Below are 17,621 nucleotides of genomic sequence, written 5' to 3' on the forward strand. Positions count from 1 at the left end.
GAGCACATGGCCGAAGGCAGCGACGTCAATTATTGGAGCCTGGTGACGATCATCGGGCCCCTCCTGCTGCTGGCAGTGATCGCCTGGGCGGTCCTCCGCTCGAAGAAGCGCGGGGCGGAAATGAACCAGCGCGAGACGGAGGAAGGCACCCGGCGGCTCTACCAGAAGGAGCAGGAGGCTCACGAGAATGAGCCCGGCAGCGGCCTCTGAGCGGGCCTGACCTGCCGGAGCCGGTCGCGCGGTGGTTCGCCGCGCGCGACTGGCAGCCCCGGCGGCACCAGCTTCAGATGCTGGAGCGTGCCCGCGCCGGGCGCAGCGCGCTGCTGATCGCGGCCACCGGCGCGGGCAAGACGCTCGCAGGTTTCCTGCCGACCATCTGCGAGCTGGCGGAAAAGTCCGCGGAGGGCCTGCACACCCTCTACATCTCCCCGCTCAAGGCGCTGGGAGTGGACGTCCAGCGCAACCTGCTTGGCCCGATGGAAGAGATGGGCCTGCCGATCCGGGTGGAGACCCGCAGCGGCGACACTCCTTCGGACCGCAAGGCTCGCCAGCGCGTCCGCCCACCGCAGATCCTGCTGACCACACCGGAATCACTGAGCCTGCTGCTCAGCTATCCCGACAGTTTCACCCTATTCGCGGGCCTGAAGGCGGTGGTGATCGACGAAATCCACGCCTTCGCCCGGGACAAGCGCGGCGACCTGCTCAGCCTCTCGCTGGCCCGCCTGCAGGCGATCGCCCCGGCGCTGCGCCGCGTCGGCCTCTCCGCCACCGTGTCCGATCCCGATGCCTACCGCCACTGGCTCGCACCCGACGCGGACGAGCAGCTGGTCGACCTCGTCATCGGGGACCCCGGCGCGGAGCCCAACCTGTCGATCATGATCCCCGAGGGCCGCGTTCCCTGGTCCGGCCACTCCGGCCGTTACGCCGCAAAGCAGGTCATGGAGGAGATCGAGCGGCACAAGACGACGCTCGTCTTCTGCAACACCCGAAGCCTTTGCGAGCTGATCTTCCAGGACCTGTGGAAGGTGAACGACAAGGCGCTGCCGATCGGAGTCCACCACGGCAGCCTGGCGCTGGAGGCGCGCCGCAAGGTCGAGGCGGCGATGGCGGATGGTCGGCTCCGTGCCCTGGTCTGCACCTCCAGCCTCGACCTCGGAATCGACTGGGGCAATGTCGAGCTGGTGATTCAGATGGGAGCGCCTAAGGGCAGCTCGCGCCTGCTCCAGCGGATCGGCCGCGCCAACCACCGCCTGGATGAGCCTAGCGAGGGCGAGATCGTCCCCGGCAACCGCTTCGAATATCTCGAAGCCCGCGCCGCCCTCGACGCGATCGACGCTGGCGAACTCGATCCGGAGATCTTTCGGCCGGGCACGCTCGACACGCTCGCCCAGCATATCCTTGCCTGTGCCTGCGCGGCTCCGTTCGAAGAAACGAAGCTGCTCGCCGAACTCCGCTCCGCAGCGCCATATGCCGGCCTGACCGAAGAGGTCTACCACCAGGTTATCAACTACATCGCCACCGGCGGCTATGCACTCAAGGCCTACGACAAGTTCCGCCGCCTGACCCCCGACGGCCCCGGCCGCTGGCGGATTACCCAGCCCGCCGTCGCTCAGCAGCACCGGATGAATGCCGGGATCATCGTCGACAATCCGATGATGGATATCCGCTTCAAGAACGGACGCATGCTGGGCCGGGTGGAGGAAGGCTTCGCCTCGACCCTTACCGTCGGCGACCACATCTTCTTCGCCGGCCTCAGCCTGGAGGTCGAGCGCTTCAAGGACAGCGACATCCTCGTCCGCGCCTCGGCCAAGGAGGCTCGCCTGGTCACCTACGGCGGCCAGCGCATGAGTATGACCACGCACCTTGCCGATCGGGTCCGCGCCTTTCTCGCCTCGCCGGATGAGTGGCACCGCTTCCCCGACGACGTTCGGGAATGGCTCGAAGTCCAGCAGCGCCGCTCGAAGCTGCCGCAGCCGGACGAGCTGCTGGTGGAGACCTTCCCCTTCGAGAAGCGCCACTACATGGTGATGTACAGCTTCGAAGGCTGGAACGCCCATCAGTCGCTCGGCATGCTGATCACGAAACGGATGGAGAAAGCAGGCCTCAAGCCGTTGGGATTCGTCGCCAACGATTATGCCATCGCCGTTTATGGGCTCGAGCCGATCGACGATCCGGCGCCATTGCTCTCCCCGGACATCCTCGAGGCCGAGTTCGTCGAATGGGTCGAGCAATCGATGCTGCTCAAGCGCGCCTTCCGGGAGGTTGCGGTGATCGGCGGGCTGGTCGAACGGCAACATCCGGGCAAGCGCAAGACGGGCAAGCAGGTCAGCTTCTCCACCGACCTCATTTATGACGTGCTGCGCAAGTACGAACCCGAGCATCTGCTGATGAAGGCCGCTTGGGATGACGCCCGCGCCCGCATGACCGAGCTCGGCCGCCTCGCCAGATTGGTCGAGCGCGCCGCGGACCAGATGGTCCACGTGCCCGCCCCCAGGGTCACGCCAATGGCCGTCCCGCTGATGGTGATCGTCGGGCGGGAGGCACTTCCCAGCGGTGGCGCTGCCGAGGACAGCCTGCTGATCGAAGCGGAGGCACTCGCCGAAGAAGCGATGCGGTTGGACTAAGAGACCTGCCGCCCGACCAAGAACCGTATGTGCTGGAGCCCATCGAAGCACTGCCCCTGCCTTCGCTGCAGGAGAGAAGGACGACAGGCCCTTCGCCACGCTCAGGGCACACGGACAGGGTTACGGGACTCGGTTCACATGCGAGCAATCTTGCGGCAGAGAGAACGGCGTCATGCGCATCCTCCTGCCAGTCCTGCTTATCCCCGCCCTTTCCGGCTGCGTCGTCGGGACCATCGCCAGCACCGCGGTCGACATTGCGACGCTGCCGGTGAAGGCCGCCTCGGCGGGCGTAGACGCGGTCACCACCAGCCAATCCGAAGCGGACGAGAAGCGCGGCCGCCAGATTCGCAAGGACGAGGAACGCCGCGGCCGCGAGGCGCGGGCGATGGCCGAGCGCTGCCGCAAGAACCGCCCGCTGCCCACCGACCTGTGCGCGCAGCCGCAATCGCGCTAGCCGTAGTATTCCGGCCCTCGCCGGGATACGAGGCCGCCCATGCGCTATTTCCTGGACTGCGAGTATAACGGTTTCGGCGGAGCCTTGCTCAGCCTGGCGCTGGCCCCGGAAGACGGCGGCGAGGAATTCTACGTCACCCTCGTCTGCGGCGACCCGATTCACGAATGGGTTGAGCGCAACGTCCTGCCCTACATGGATCATGTCCCGGTCGGCCTCCAATCGCCGCGGCTCGGCCATGAGCAGGCCGCCATGCATCTCTCCGCTTGGCTGGCGGGTCTCAGCGAAGCGGAGATCATCGCCGACTGGCCGGAGGATATCCGCCTGTTCTGCGACTTGCTGGTGATCGGCCCGGCGCGGATCGTGCCCTTCCCCCCGCTGACCTTCAAGTTGATGCGCCTGCCCGGCTTCAGCACCGCGGCCAACAGCGCCGTCCCGCACAATGCGCTGCACGACGCCCGGGCGCTACGCGAGCATTATACCCACTTGGAATAGCAAGCTTTCTACGGCACAGGCGCAAGATCATGGTTCCCTTTTCGTTCGCCGGCCACGACTTCCTCGCCGATCCGCAGGGCGCGCTTCACTGGCCGGCCGAGCGGGCGCTGCTGGTCGCCGACCTGCACCTGGAAAAGGCCAGCTGGTTCGCTCGGCTGGGGCAATTCCTGCCGCCGTACGACAGCCAGGCGACGCTCGCCGCCCTGACCACCCTGGTCGACCGGACCGGGGTCGAGCGGCTGTATTGCCTCGGCGACAGCTTTCATGATCGCTTTGGCTGCGACCGCCTGCCGGAGGCGGCGCGCGCCATGCTGCTGGCGCTGACGGCAAGGCTCGACTGGGTTTGGATCCTCGGCAACCATGACCCGGGCTTCGCTGATCATTGCGGCGGGCGCCTGGTCGAAGAAGCGACCGTTTCCGGCATCACCCTTCGCCACGAGGCTGACCCGCGCGATCCCGCGCCCGAGATGTCCGGCCATTACCACCCCAAGCTGCGGCTTCACCTTCGCGGCAAGAATGTCTCGCGCCGCTGCTACGTCGCGACGGCGAGCAAGGTGATCCTGCCGGCCTTCGGCGCTCTGACCGGCGGGCTCGACGCCGACCATCCGGAAATCCGGCGCAAGGTGGGCACCGGGGCGGCTGCATTGATCCCCGTCGCCGACCGGATGCTCCGCTTCCCGATCGCAGCTTAGCCGGCGAGCCGCGCCGGGATCAGTCCCCGGACAATATTGCCGACCATGAATCCGTCCTCCAGGTCGGCCGGCGTCAGGTCCGCTTCCTCCGCCCGGCCTTCGTCGATCAGCTTGGCCCGCAGGATGCCCGGCATCAGCCCGCGCGCCAGCGGAGGAGTCAGCAGCTTGTCGTCCCGCTCCACGAAGACGGACGAGTAAGTCCCCTCGGTGATCTTGCCGTCGGGCCCCACGAACACGGTTTCGTCCGCGCCGCCCTCTGCGCGCGCCTCCTCGTAAAAGTCCCGGTCGGTCGTCTTGAACCGCAGCCGGTAGTCGCTTGGATCGACCGGCAAGGGCTTCAGCACCACCCGCAGGGGCACCGCCGCGTGAGCGGGAATGGTCTTCACCTCGACGGCCATCACCCCGGTCGGCGAGAGCATGAGCCGGGCCATCGCGACATGCTTGCGCCCGAAGGTCGCCGCCTGCAGCTCGTTGCGCGCGGCGTGGCGGTCGAACCGGAAGCCCAGTTCGGCCGAGGCCTTCTCCAGGCGGTCCAGGTGCCGGTCCAGTTCGACGATGCCTTCGTGGGGATCGAAACGCATGGTCTCGATAAGGTCGATCGGCGGCATGGATCGGGTCACGAACGCTCCCTTGGCAAGGCACTCGTCCCACTCATTGCCGGGGACGCTGTCCACCACAAGCCCCGAACCAAGCCCCAGCCGCGCGATCCGCGCACCATTGCCGAGTTCGAGAGTGCGGATGAGAACATTAAAGCTCGCGTCGCCGCCGGGATCGATCCACCCCATGCTGCCAGTGTAGGCTCCGCGCGCCTCCGGCTCGAGGTGCCGCAGCGCAGTCATTGCCGCAACCTTCGGCGCTCCGGTGATCGATCCGCACGGAAAGATCGTCCGGAGGACGTCGACGGCGTCGCGACCGGGGCCCAGCCGGGCGGTCACCCGGCTGACCATCTGGTGCAGCGTCGGATAGGTCTCGACCGCGAACAGCTCCGGCACCTCCACGCTTCCCGGCACGGCGACCCGCGCCAGGTCGTTCCGCAGCAGGTCGACGATCATCAAATTCTCGGCCCGCTGCTTGGGATCGTTCCGCAGGGCTTCGATTGCGGCCACGTCCGCCGCGGCAGTCCCCCCGCGAACCGCAGTGCCTTTCATCGGCTTCGCTTCGATCCCGCCGTCCCGAATGGTGAAGAACTGTTCCGGGCTCAGCGAGAGCAGCCAGCCGCCCGGGTGCCTGACCACCCCTCCCCAGCCCGCCTCCGCCGACCCGCGCATCCGTCCATACAGCGCCAGCGGATCGCCTGCGATCGCGACATCGCAGCCGAACGTCAGGTTGGCCTGGTAGAAGTCGCCGGCCAACAGATGTTGATGCACCTGCTCCGCAGCCGCGAGATAGTCGGCCCGCTCCAGCCGAGATTGCGGCGACGCGGCTCGGCCGCCGTCTTGGGGGGGAAGTATCCTCTCGGCGTCGACCAGCTCGAACCCGTTGAACAGTCCGAACCACAGCAGCGGCGCGGCACCTTTCCGGGCGTGATCCAGGAGCGCCGGGTCGAGCGCATAGCCGGCCTCGTAAGCGATGAACCCCGCCGCATGGGCGCCCCCGCGTACCGCCACCTGCAATCGCTCAAGCGCCGGCAGCACCTCCTCCAAACGCTCCGCGACGATCGTGTCCGCCGGCTGCTCATAGAGCCGCGCCTGTGCCGCGCCGTCGGCGCGGGCATCGTCGAACAGCAGGAAGGGTCCCGGCGGGATCATCGCCGGGCCCGTTTGCCCCGGACGCGAGCCGCTCGTAAAGCTCGGGCCAAGATCATTCTCGTTGGGGAAGTCCGATGCGTTGCGCCCTGTTTCTAGCTTTGCTCGCCATCGTTGCCAGCCCGGCCGCCGCCCAGCCGATCGATCCGGCGGTCGCCAAGCGCATCGACCGTATCCTCAAGCGCACCCCCCTGATCGACGGTCACAATGATCTCCCGGGCGAGTTGCGCGAGAAATACGGCAGCAGCGTCGAGGGCCTCTCCGCCGGCACCGACAAGCTGCCTCAGCCGCTGATGACCGACATGGCCCGCCTGCGCGCCGGACGGGTGGGCGGGCAATTCTGGTCGGTGTACATCCCCGCCACGGTGACCGGCCCGCCGGCGATTCAGATGACGCTGGAGCAGATCGACATCGCCCGCCGGCTGATCAATGCTTATCCGAACGATCTTCAGCCGGCCGTGACTGCAGACGAGATGGTGCGAGCGCATCGCCGCGGCCGCGTCGCTTCGCTGATCGGGGTCGAAGGCGCCCACCAGATCGGCGACTCCATGGCCGCGCTTCGCCGCTACCATGACCTCGGCGTCCGCTACATGACGCTGACCCACAACAAGACCAACACCGTGGCGGACTCGGGCACCGACGAGCCCAGGAATGGCGGCCTGTCCCCGTTCGGCGAGAAGGTCGTCGCCGAGATGAACCGGCTGGGCATGCTGGTGGACCTCAGCCACGTCTCCCCCGACACGATGACGGACGTGCTCCTCCTCACCCGCGCCCCGGTCATCTTTTCCCACTCCAACGCGGCCGGGGTTGCTCCGCACCCGCGCAACGTACCCGACGAGGTGCTTCGCCTCCTCCCTGCAAACGGCGGCGTGGTGATGGTCAACTTCTATCCGGTCTTCCTGTCCGAACAGGTCCGGCAGTGGAACGCGGCCCGCTCGGGTGAGGAAGCGCGCCTCAAGAGCCTTTATTCATTCAGCGCCGCGCGCGTCGCCGAAGGGCTCGCCTTGTGGGACGCCGCCAACCCCCGCCCTGCCGTTCCGGTCCGGGCCGTCGCCGATCATATCGACCACATCGCTCGGATCGCTGGACATGACCATGTCGGCATTGGCGCCGATCTGGACGGTGTCCCCTTCACCGCCGTCGGCCTGGAAGGGGTGGAGGGCTACCCCCGCCTGTTTGCCGAGCTGATCCGCCGCGGCTGGTCGGACAGCAACCTTGCCAAGCTGGCGGGCGGCAACGTGCTGCGGGCTCTTCGCGGCGCTGAAGCCGCGGCTCGCGCAATGAAGGGTCAGCCGCCGTCGCTGGCGACCCTTGAGCCCGCCGCGCCCACCCCCTAAGCATCGGTCATGCAGACCTTCCTCCGCCTGGCGCTTGGCGCCACCGCCGCCCTTGTCGCAGTCCCGCTGGCCGCCGCGAACGTGGACAAGCCCGCCGCGCTGACCGCCGACGGCGTGCCGGCCATCCCGCGGGAGCTGGCGGCCCGCTCGCGGCCCTACATGGAGTTCCGGACCGCCGGTTTCGCCGGCTGGAATGCGCGCGACAAGTCGATGCTGATCTCGACCCGCTTCGGCAACGTCGCGCAACTGCACTCGGTCGCAGGCCCTGGCATGGACCGCCGCCAGATCAGCTTCGAGGCCGAGCCGCTCGGCGGCCGCTGGTCGCCGCGTGGGGACGTGCTGGCGGTCAGCAAGGACAATGGCGGCGACGAATTCTACCAGATCTACACCCTCGCGAACGGCCGGCTCAATCTGCTCACCGACGGCAAGAGCCGCAACGAGATGGGTCCGTGGAGCAAGGATGGCCGCCTGCTCGGCTACAGTTCGACCCGGCGCAACGGCAGCGACAGCGACCTCTATGTCGTCGATCCGCGCAATCCCGCCAGCAACCGCATGGTGGCTCAGGTCAAGGGTGGCGGCTGGGGCATCGCCGACTTCGCGCCCAACGGCCGCCACGCGGCAGTGGTCAACTACCAATCGATCACCAACAGCGACCCCTATCTGCTCGACCTTGCCTCGGGCAGGCTGAGCCCGATTGGCGACCATGCCAAGGACATCTCCTATGGCGGAGCCGAGTTCGCGCCGAACGGCACCTTGTGGGTCACCTCGGATGAAGGCGCCGACGTGCAGCGCCTCGGCACCCTGGACCCATCAACCGGCCGCTTCACGCCGGTGGTGGCTGCGGGCCGCTGGGACGTGGACAGCTTCGACATCTCGGACGAGGGCCGCACCATCGCCTATCTCACCAACGAAGCCGGGATCAGCCGCCTCTACCTGCTCGACGTCGCCAGCGGGCGCAGTCGCCAGGTCACCGGACTGCCGGTCGGCGTTGCCGGAGGCCTCGAGTTCGCCCCCTGGGGAACGCTCGGTCTCACCATCAGCTCGGCTCGAAGCCCATCCGATGCCTATACGGTCGATCCGAAGTCGCTGAAAGTCACCCGTTGGACCAACAGCGAGACCGGCGGCCTCGACCCGCAAGCCAATGTCGAACCGGAGCTCATCGACGTGAAGAGCTTCGACGGCCAGGCGGTCAGCGGCTTCCTGTACCGCCCGGACCCGCGCCGCTTCCCCGGCAAGCGCCCGGTGATCGTCAATATCCACGGCGGCCCGGAAGGGCAGACCCGCCCCGGCTTCCAGGGCCGCAACAATTACCTGCTCAACGAGCTCGGGATCGCCATCTTCTACCCGAACGTGCGCGGCTCGACCGGCTACGGCAAGCGCTTCGTCAGCCTCGACAACGGCCCGTTCAAGCGGGAGGATTCGGTCAAGGACATCAGCGCTTTCCTCGACCGCCTGTCCGCCGATCCCGCACTCGACCCTGCCCGCATGGCGGTAACCGGCGGCTCGTACGGTGGCTACATGTGCTACGCCTCGGCGATCCGCTACGCGAACCGCTTCAAGGGTGCGCTCTGCAACGTTGCCATCTCCAACTTCGTGACCTTCCTGGAAAACACGCAGAGCTATCGGCGCGACCTGCGCCGGGTCGAATATGGCGACGAGCGCATCCCCGCCGAGCGTGCCAAGCTGGAAGACATCTCCCCGCTCCGCCGCATAGGTGAGATCAAGGCGCCGCTATTCGTGGTGCAGGGCGCCAACGACCCGCGCGTGCCCAAGTCCGAAGCTGACCAGCTGGTGAAGGGCCTTCGCTCCCGCGGCAACCAGGTCTGGTATCTCGTCGGCGAGAACGAAGGCCACGGCTTCGCCAAGAAGGAGAACCAGGATTATCAGTTCTGGGCCAGCCTCCTGTTCTGGCAGAAGGAACTTCTCGGCCAGTGAGCGAGGCCAATCCCCCGCTCAAGGCCGCGATCATCCCGGTGACGCCGCTGCAGCAGAATTGCTCGCTGATCTGGTGCACCGCGACGATGAAGGCGGCGTTCGTCGATCCGGGCGGCGACCTGCCCAAGCTTCGCGCCGCCGCCGCGCAGGCGGGGGTGAAGGTGGAGAAGATCCTCCTCACCCATGGCCATATCGACCATTGCGGGCAGGCCGGCATCCTCGCGGCGGAGTTGGGCGTGCCGATCGAAGGCCCGCAGGAGGAAGACCGCTTCTGGATCGCCAGGCTGGAAGAGGACGGGCGCGGCTATGGCATCGATGCAAAAGCGTTCGAACCTGATTGCTGGCTGGAGGATGGCGACAGCGTCTCCGTCGGCGAGCTCACCCTGTCGGTCCACCACACGCCCGGACACACGCCCGGACACGTGATCTTCCATCATGCGCCGTCCAACCTCGCGCTCGTTGGCGACGTGCTGTTCGCGGGCTCGATCGGACGCACCGACTTCCCGCGCGGCGACCACCAGCAGCTGCTCGATTCGGTCACCGGCAAGCTTTGGCCGCTGGGTGATGAGACGGTGTTCATCCCCGGCCACGGCCCCGTCTCCACCTTCGGGCGGGAACGGGCCAGCAACCCGTTCGTCGGCGACCGCGTGCTGGCCTCCGCTTAGCTTCTCCCCCAGGGGGGAGCGGCTGAAGTTGTCCGTCGGGGCCACAGCGGAAGGAAGCTGGGCCGAACCCTTGCACCCGCAGCGCTTTTCGCTATAGGGCCGCATCGTTCGCGACGATCTTTCGCCGCCGCGGGTTCGCCCGTTCGAGCATTGGCGAGGTTCGTCGCATCTTTTTTTGACCGTTGAAAACAAGGTGCCGCAATGGCCGTCCCCAAGAGAAAAACCTCGCCCTCCAAGCGGAACATGCGCCGCAGCCACCATGCGCTGAGCCCGGCCAGCTTCCAGGAGTGCGCCAATTGCGGCGAGCTCAAGCTGCCGCACAACCTGTGCAACTCCTGCGGCCATTATAACGGTCGCGAGATCGTCTCGACCGAGGCCTGAGCGGCGACACAATCGTGACCCGCAACACCGACAGCGCCGGCCATCTGGAGGCGCCGCGGATTGCGATCGATGCCATGGGAGGCGACTCCGGTCCGGCAGCGATGCTGGGCGGAATGGCGCGCGCCCTCAAGGCCGACCGGTCGCTCCGTTTCCTTGTGATCGGCGACGAGGCGCGAGTCCGCCCGGAGCTGGAGCGGCTGACGCTGCCGGCTGGGTCGGTCGACCTCCTTCATGCCGCCGACGCGATTGAATCGAGCGAGAAGCCGAGCCAGGCGCTGCGCCGCGCCCGCACCACGTCGATGGGAATGGCGATCAACGCGGTCAAGGACGGCAGGGCCCACGCCGCTCTGTCTGCCGGCAACACCGGCGCCCTGATGGCCATCGCCAAGCTTGCGCTCAGGACCATGCCCGGGATCGACCGCCCCGCGCTCGCGGCCCTGCTGCCGACGCTCGGCGACCATGACCTCGTCATGCTCGATCTCGGCGCCAACACCGAGTGCGATGCCCAGAACCTCGTTCAGTTCGCGGTCATGGGCTCGGCCTATGCCCGCACCGTGCTTGGCCTTCGGAAACCCCGCGTGAAGCTGCTCAACATCGGCACCGAGGAACTGAAGGGTACCGACGAACTGAAGGATGCCGCCGCCCTGTTGCGCGAAGCGGCCGGCTACCTGCCGATGCAGTTCGACGGCTTCACCGAAGGCGACCAACTGTCCCGCGGCAAGGTCGACGTGGTCGTGACCGACGGCTTCTCCGGCAACATTGCGCTGAAGACCGCGGAGGGCACGGCGCGGTTCGTGACCGACCTGCTCCGCCGCGCGTTCACCTCTTCGCTCCGTTCCAAGGCCGGCTTCGCGCTGTCCAAACCCGCCTTGCACATGCTCAAGGTCCATCTCGACCCCAACAACCACAACGGCGCCGTCTTCCTGGGCCTCAACGGCCTGGTGGTGAAGAGCCACGGCAGCGCCACTGCCAAAGGCGTAGCCAACGCGATCGGCGTCGCCGCCCGAATGGTCCGCAACGACATCACCCGCAAGATCGGTGACGATCTCGACAACTTCCGCGCCCACGCCTTTGCGGCGGAGGCGGCCAAGTGAGCCCCACTCCCACTCGCCGCGCCGTGATCCAGGGCGTCGGATCCGCGCTCCCCAAGCGCCGGGTCGACAATGCGGAGCTGGCGGAACAGGTCGACACCACCGACGAGTGGATCGTCGAGCGCACGGGCATCCGCACCCGCCACATTGCCGGCGAAGGCGAGACGACGGCGACGCTGGCTGCAGATGCCTGCCGGGCGGCGCTTGCCCATGCGGGCATGGAGGCGGGCGAGATCGACCTGATCGTCCTCGCCACCGCGACCCCGGACCAAACCTTCCCATCCTCCGCGACCCGCGTGCAGGCGATGCTCGGCATCGACGATTGCATCGCTTTCGACGTTCATGCCGTCTGCACCGGCTTCCTTTATGCGGTGTCCGTCGCGGACGCGATGCTGCGCGCGGGCAATGCCCGGAGCGCGCTGGTCATCGGCGCAGAAACCTTTAGCCGAATCCTCGACTGGGAGGACCGCACCACCTGCGTCCTGTTTGGCGACGGCGCCGGCGCGCTGGTCCTCAAGGCCGAGGAAGGCAGCGATCGCGGCATCCTGGCAACCAGGCTCCATGCCGACGGCCGTCATGGCGACATGCTCTACGTCGACGGTGGCCCGTCCACGACCGGGACGGTGGGCAAGCTGCGCATGAAGGGCCGTGAAGTCTTCCGCCACGCCGTGGTGAACCTAGCCGACGTGCTGAAGGAAGTACTCGAAGCCGCCGGCCTGACCACCGCCGACGTGGACTGGGTCGTTCCCCATCAGGCCAACGCCCGGATCATCGATGCCACCGTGCGCAAGCTTGGGCTGCCGGCCGAGCGGGTGGTCATGACCGTGGATCGCCACGCCAATACGTCCGCGGCGTCCGTGCCCCTTGCCCTGGACGTGGCCGTCAAGGACGGGCGCATCAGGCAGGGCGACTGCGTCGTCCTCGAAGCGATGGGGGGCGGCTTCACCTGGGGTGCCGCGGCCTTACGCTTTTAAGAATAAGCCTTTAGGACGGTGTTTGTCGAATTGCCGACAATGACACTATTTAGTAGAGAGGGTTCGGCGCAGATGCGCTGAACAGGGGGCGGAGAACGAAAATGGCCGATGCGGGTGTTGCCCGGTCTGGGCAGAGCAACGAGTTGCATTCAGGGACGCTCACACGGGCGGACCTCAGCGACCTTGTCCATAACAAGCTCGGCCTGTCTCGCGCCGAAAGTGCAAGCATGGTCGAACGCTTGCTGTTCCACATGTGCCATTCGCTGGCCGAGGGCGAGAATGTGAAGATCAGCGGCTTCGGCAGCTTCATCCTTCGCGACAAGGGCGAGCGGGTCGGCCGTAACCCAAAGACCGGCGTTGAAGTGCCGATCGCCCCGCGCCGGGTGATGACCTTCCGCGCCAGTCAGATGATGCGCGACAAGGTCGCGCGCGGCTGAGCAGCGGGATGGCCGGCACCAAGGCGCCTGACGCCTTCCGGACCATCGGCGAACTGTCCGATGAACTGGGCGTCGCCCAGCACATCCTGCGCTACTGGGAAACCAAGTTCCCGCAGCTTCGGCCGCTGCAACGGGCTGGCAACCGCCGCTACTATCGCCCGGCGGACGTCGATCTCGCCCGCCGAATCCATCAGCTGCTGAGCCAGCAGGGCTATACGATGCGCGGCGTTCAGCAGCTGCTGAACAATGGCGCGGGAAAAGCGCCGGTGCCGGCGGAGGCTGCCCCTGCTGCGGAGTTCCCGAAAACGGACGCCGCCAAGCTCCGGGCTATTCGGAAACATCTCCTCGACGCCCTCGAGGCTTAGTGTCCCGTATGCCCTGAGCTTGTCGGATCGAAGAGACCGTCAGGGCAACGGCCGTACTCCTCGTCCGATCTTGGCGCTGAAAAGGGCGGTGCTTCGACAAGCTCAGCACATGCGGCACTTCTGCTGAAGCCCCTCACCCGCGCGATCGCCTCGTCCAGCGGCAGGCGCAGCACCGGCACCCCTGGCGGGAACGCGCTCAACAGACGGGACGGCATCGCTGCCGACAGGATCACGAACTGCCCCCGATCACCCTGCCGGCGGATCAGCCGCCCGAAGGCCTGCGCCAGCCGCGCGCCAACGACCCGGTCGTCATAGACGGAGCCACCGCCAGCCATTCGCCTCGCGCCATGCAGCACCGTTGGGCGGGGCCAAGGCACCCGCTCCATCACCACCAGTCGCAGCGACTCTCCCGGCACGTCCACTCCGTCCCGCAGCGCGTCGGTGCCGAGCAGGCTGCTGCGCGGATCGTCCCGAAAGATGTCGACCAGCGTGCCTGTGTCGATCGGATCGACATGCTGGGCGAGCAGCGGCAACCCCTCGCGCGCCAGCCGGTCGGCGATCCGCGCGTGCACCGCTTTCAGCCGCTGGATGGCGGTGAACAGCCCAAGCGTTCCGCCGCCCGCGGCCTCGATCAGCCGGGCATAAGCGCCCGCCAGCGCCGGCAGGTCACCTCGTCCGAGATCGTTGACGATCAGCACCTCCGCCGATGTCGCATAATCGAACGGGCTGCTCGCCGCGAAATGCTGCGCCTTGCCCGGAAGGTGGACCGCACCGCTCCGTTGCTCCGCACCCGCCCACTCCTCGGCTCCGCCCCGCAGCGTTGCAGACGTCACCAGTACGCCCTGTGCCGGCTGGAGCACCGTCGCGGCCAGGGGGCGGGTCGGATCCAGCCAGCGGCGCTGGATCGCAATGTCATATTCCCGTCCCTCGACCCGCTCCACCGCCAACCAGTCGACGAAGTCCGGGTCAGCCGTCCCCCCGATCCGCGCCAACAGGGCGATCCAGGCGGCCAGCGCCCCACCCCGCCAGCCGAGGCTCGCCACTGCCCCCTCCACCCGCGCCCGAGCAGCGCTATCGAGCCAGTCGGGCGCATCCTCCAGCACCGCTTCCAGCCGCCGGCCGAGCGCCGCCAGCGGCCGCTGCAAGGACTCCAGCGCCTCCAGCGCGGCGGCCGCTGCGGCAACCAAATCGCCGTCCGGTTCGGCCAGCTCCGTTTCCAGCCCGTAGCCCGCGTCCTGCGCCCGCGCCCGCGAATAGACCGTACCCCTCACCTCCCCGAGCAGCCGCTCCAGCGGCCCGAACGGCGCACCCTCGCCGATCCGCCCGACCCAACCGTCCAACGGCAGCAGGCGCGCCGCGTCGACCGCCGCCTCCAGCGCCTGCGCGCCCTGCTCGTCGTAGGACGCAACATCCATCAACCGCGCCGGCAGTCCCCGCCGGCGACCGCGGCTGCTCTTCTCCGGCCCGACGATCCACCGCCGCAGCTCGATCGCTTCCTGCCCGCCCAGCGTGACCGCAAAGGTCGAATCGGCGGCATCGAACAGGTGATGTCCCTCGTCGAACACGATGCGCTCGGGCGGCCGGACACCTCGTCCCCGGGCCGCGTTGACCATCACCAGCGCATGGTTGGCGATCACCAGATCCGCATCGCGGCTGGCGCGCTCGGCCCGTTCGATGAAGCAGCGGCGATAATGCGGGCAGCCGGCATAGACGCACTCGCCGCGGCGGTCGGTCAGGGCGGTCGCCCCAGCCCGCCGGAACAGGCTCGGAAGCCAGCCCGGCAGGTCACCGCCGACCATGTCCCCATCCCTGGAATAAGCCGCCCACCGGCCGACCAGTTGCGCCAGCACCGCCGCCCGCCCGCTAAATGCGCCCTGCAGCGCATCCTCAAGGTTGAGCAGGCACAGGTAGTTCTCGCGCCCCTTGCGCACCACGATCCGCTTCGCTCGCTCAGTCGGATCGGCGACGATCTTGTGCCCTTCCCCATCCAGCTGCCGCTGCAGCGCCTTGGTGAAGGTCGACACCCAGACCGGCCCGTTGGCCCGCTCCGCCCACAGCGACGCCGGCGCCAGATAGGCCAATGTCTTGCCGATCCCGGTCCCCGCCTCGGCCACGAGCATGTTGGGCGAATCGCGCCGCTCCTTCGGCGCGAACACCGCCGCCGCCGCCGCCGCAAAGGCGCGCTGTCCTTCCCGAGCTTCGGCGGCGTGTCCGGTCAGCGCCGTCAGCCGCTCCTGCGCCTCAGCCTCGCCGATGCTCACCGGCCGCGGCGGCGGGCGGTCCGACGCTTCTTCCCATTGCGGCAGACGCGAGAACAGCATCCGCTCGGCCCGTTCCGGCCTTGGTAGCCGCTGCGCGATCACCCCTGCCCAGCCCCACCCCAGCCGATGCAGCGTCGCGTTGCTCGTCCACGCGCCCTCGCGCTCCGCCCAGCTTGGATCATCGAACACCGCCAGCAGCGCCGCCGCGATCCTTGGCAACAGCGCCGCAGCCTCGGCATCGCTCTCAACCGGCTCCAACCCCGCCGCCCGCGCGAGCCCGGCCACCGTCGGCACCGCGAACCGCGCCGGATGAACGAATGCGAACAGCTCAAGCAAATCGAGCCCACTCAGGTCCGGATAGCCAAGCCGCTGCCCGGCCAGCGGCGCGTTCAGCAGGATGTGCGGGGTCTCCGCCACCCGAGCGATTGCCTCCCCACGGCTCGCCTCACGCACCTCGCCAGAGGGCGCGGCCAACCAGATACCGGCGTGGGTTGCGTGCAGCGCGGGAAGGGGCAAAGGAGCGGCCACTTGGCATCTCTGTCGCCAAGAGAACGAAAGGGCAACAGTTGACAGGCGCGATCCGCGATGCGGCGATGAATTCAAAGGCTTGGCCGTTCGAGGAGGCCCGCAAGCTGTTGAAGCGCTGGGCCGACGGCAAGCCGAACGGAGAGCCGATCGTCTTCGAGACCGGCTACGGCCCCTCCGGCTTGCCCCATATCGGCACCTTCACCGAAGTCCTCCGCACCACCTGGGTCCGCCGCGCCTTCGAGACCCTGACCGGCGGCGAGGTCCCGACCCGCTTGATCGCCTTCAGCGACGACATGGACGGTCTCCGCAAGGTGCCCGACAACGTGCCCCACCAGGAGATGCTCGCGGAGCACCTTGGCCGTCCGCTCACCCGAGTCCCCGACCCGTTCGGCACGCACGAAAGCTTCGCCCACCACAACAATGCGATGCTCCGCCGATTCCTAGACCGGTTCGGCTTCCATTACGAGTTCCTCTCGGCCAGCGATTGCTACGCCGCTGGCCGGTTCGACGAGACGCTCCGCCAGGTGCTGCGCAAGTGGGACGACATCCTCGCCGTCATGCTCCCGACGCTTCGCGAGGAGCGCCGGCAGACTTATTCGCCGGTGCTCCCGGTCTCGCCGACGAGCGGCCGGGTGCTGCAGGTGCCGGTGCGCGTCGTCGACGCCGAGGCAGGCACCATCGCCTTCACCGACGAGGACGGCCAGGAGGTCACCCAATCGGCGCTCGGCGGCCTGTCCAAGCTGCAGTGGAAGGTTGATTGGGCGATGCGCTGGGTCGCGCTGGGTGTCGACTATGAGATGGCCGGCAAGGACCTGATCGACTCGACCATCCAGTCTGGCAAGATCGCCCGCATCCTCGGCGGCCGCCCGCCCGAAGGCTTCAATTACGAGATGTTCCTCGACGAAAAGGGCGAGAAAATCTCCAAGTCGAAGGGTAATGGCCTCAGTCTTGAGGAATGGCTGACCTACGGCAGCGAGAAGAGCCTCGAATTCTACCTCTACCGCGAACCGAAGAAGGCCAAGAGCCTCCACCTCGGCCTGATCCCGCGCGCGGTCGACGAATATTGGCAGTTCCGCGAAAAGTGGCCCGAGCAGCCGGCCGAGCAGCGGCTCGGTAATCCGGTTCACCACATCCACAATGGCGAGGTGCCGGAACCGTACAGCCTTCCGGTCAACTTCGGGCTGCTCCTGAACCTCACCAGCCTGCCCGGCTGCGCTGACAGGGCGACGGCATGGAACTTTGTCCGCCGCTACAATCCGGCCTGCTCGCCGGATAGCAATCCCGAGCTGGACGAGCTGATCGGCCTTGCCGTCAACTACGCCCGCGACTTCGTCGCCCCGACCCTGAAGCGCCGTGCTCCGGTCGGCCACGAGGCCGACGCCCTCCGCGATCTCGACGCACTGCTGTCGCGGCTCCCGGCGGGCGCCAGCGCTGAAGACATCCAGAACCAGGTGTTCGAAATCGGCAAGCGCTATCCGTTCGAAAGCCTCCGCCACTGGTTTCAGGCGCTGTACGAGACCCTCCTGGGCAGCAGCCAGGGCCCCCGCATGGGCAGCTTCATCGCCCTCTACGGCGTCGAAAACACCCGCCGCCTGATCGCGGAGGCCCTCGCCGTCGGCTGACGCCTTGGGTTGGTCATG

16 protein-coding genes are annotated in these 17,621 nt (G+C 67.6%); 14 read left to right on the top strand and 2 right to left on the bottom strand.

Going from position 1 to position 17,621, the window contains the following annotated elements:
* Positions 1-6: 6 nt before the first annotated feature.
* The 5 genes from ACFQPG_RS00585 to pdeM all read left to right on the top strand — a co-directional run bounded on the left by ACFQPG_RS00585 (position 7) and on the right by pdeM (position 4,262).
* Complete coding sequence (locus ACFQPG_RS00585) at positions 7-210, top strand: hypothetical protein (protein WP_380809399.1); 204 nt, start codon at positions 7-9, stop codon at positions 208-210.
* Positions 207-2,624 (top strand): ligase-associated DNA damage response DEXH box helicase, encoded by a 2,418-nt coding sequence (locus tag ACFQPG_RS00590; protein ID WP_380811655.1) that lies wholly within the window; start codon positions 207-209, stop codon positions 2,622-2,624. The genes ACFQPG_RS00585 and ACFQPG_RS00590 overlap by 4 nt, the downstream gene beginning before the upstream one ends.
* Before the next feature lie 172 nt (positions 2,625-2,796).
* Positions 2,797-3,078: a hypothetical protein gene (locus ACFQPG_RS00595; protein ID WP_380809401.1), complete on the top strand. Its 282-nt coding sequence runs from the start codon at positions 2,797-2,799 to the stop codon at positions 3,076-3,078.
* A 39-nt stretch (positions 3,079-3,117) separates the two neighbouring features.
* Positions 3,118-3,570, top strand: a complete 453-nt coding sequence (locus ACFQPG_RS00600) for a hypothetical protein (RefSeq protein WP_380809402.1) — start codon at positions 3,118-3,120, stop codon at positions 3,568-3,570.
* Positions 3,571-3,599: 29 nt separating this feature from the next.
* Positions 3,600-4,262: a ligase-associated DNA damage response endonuclease PdeM gene (pdeM, locus tag ACFQPG_RS00605; protein WP_380809404.1), complete on the top strand. Its 663-nt coding sequence runs from the start codon at positions 3,600-3,602 to the stop codon at positions 4,260-4,262.
* Here the strand turns inward: pdeM and pabB are convergent.
* The gene (gene pabB / locus ACFQPG_RS00610; RefSeq protein WP_380809406.1) at positions 4,259-6,010 is read right to left on the bottom strand and encodes an aminodeoxychorismate synthase component I; all 1,752 of its coding nucleotides are present in this window, start codon (positions 6,008-6,010) and stop codon (positions 4,259-4,261) included. The two genes, pdeM and pabB, sit on opposite strands and share 4 nt — an antisense overlap.
* 74 nt (positions 6,011-6,084) lie before the next feature.
* Here pabB and ACFQPG_RS00615 point away from each other — a divergent pair, with 74 nt between their 5' ends.
* The 8 genes from ACFQPG_RS00615 (at position 6,085) to ACFQPG_RS00650 (ending at position 13,192) form a co-directional block, all read left to right on the top strand.
* Positions 6,085-7,344, top strand: a complete 1,260-nt coding sequence (locus ACFQPG_RS00615; protein ID WP_380809407.1) for a dipeptidase — start codon at positions 6,085-6,087, stop codon at positions 7,342-7,344.
* Positions 7,345-7,353: 9 nt separating this feature from the next.
* Complete coding sequence (locus tag ACFQPG_RS00620; RefSeq protein WP_380809408.1) at positions 7,354-9,279, top strand: S9 family peptidase; 1,926 nt, start codon at positions 7,354-7,356, stop codon at positions 9,277-9,279.
* Positions 9,276-9,944, top strand: a complete 669-nt coding sequence (locus ACFQPG_RS00625) for an MBL fold metallo-hydrolase (RefSeq protein WP_380809409.1) — start codon at positions 9,276-9,278, stop codon at positions 9,942-9,944. Before ACFQPG_RS00620 ends, ACFQPG_RS00625 begins: the two co-directional genes overlap by 4 nt.
* 201 nt (positions 9,945-10,145) lie before the next feature.
* Positions 10,146-10,325, top strand: a complete 180-nt coding sequence (gene rpmF, locus ACFQPG_RS00630) for a 50S ribosomal protein L32 (protein WP_380809411.1) — start codon at positions 10,146-10,148, stop codon at positions 10,323-10,325.
* Positions 10,326-10,369: 44 nt separating this feature from the next.
* Entirely contained in the window at positions 10,370-11,419 is a 1,050-nt protein-coding gene (gene plsX, locus ACFQPG_RS00635; RefSeq protein ID WP_380811657.1) for a phosphate acyltransferase PlsX, read from the top strand.
* Positions 11,416-12,390, top strand: coding sequence for a beta-ketoacyl-ACP synthase III (locus ACFQPG_RS00640; RefSeq protein WP_380809413.1), 975 nt, complete (start codon positions 11,416-11,418; stop codon positions 12,388-12,390). Before plsX ends, ACFQPG_RS00640 begins: the two co-directional genes overlap by 4 nt.
* A 101-nt stretch (positions 12,391-12,491) precedes the next feature.
* Positions 12,492-12,827: an integration host factor subunit alpha gene (locus ACFQPG_RS00645; protein ID WP_380809414.1), complete on the top strand. Its 336-nt coding sequence runs from the start codon at positions 12,492-12,494 to the stop codon at positions 12,825-12,827.
* Between the two features lie 8 nt (positions 12,828-12,835).
* Positions 12,836-13,192 carry a MerR family transcriptional regulator gene (locus ACFQPG_RS00650; RefSeq protein WP_380809416.1) on the top strand — a complete coding sequence of 119 codons (357 nt, stop codon included), beginning with the start codon at positions 12,836-12,838 and terminating at the stop codon, positions 13,190-13,192.
* Here the strand turns inward: ACFQPG_RS00650 and ACFQPG_RS00655 are convergent.
* Entirely contained in the window at positions 13,189-15,981 is a 2,793-nt protein-coding gene (locus ACFQPG_RS00655; RefSeq protein WP_380809417.1) for an ATP-dependent DNA helicase, read from the bottom strand. The genes ACFQPG_RS00650 and ACFQPG_RS00655 overlap by 4 nt on opposite strands.
* Positions 15,982-16,046: 65 nt before the next feature.
* On the opposite strand from ACFQPG_RS00655, the gene ACFQPG_RS00660 reads away from it, so the two are divergent.
* On the top strand, positions 16,047-17,603 hold the full coding sequence (locus ACFQPG_RS00660; RefSeq protein ID WP_380809419.1) for a lysine--tRNA ligase: 1,557 nt from the start codon (positions 16,047-16,049) through the stop codon (positions 17,601-17,603).
* The last annotated feature ends 18 nt before the right edge of the window (positions 17,604-17,621 follow it).

This window comes from Sphingomonas sp. GCM10030256, assembly GCF_042666415.1.
GTDB lineage: Bacteria > Pseudomonadota > Alphaproteobacteria > Sphingomonadales > Sphingomonadaceae > Sphingomicrobium.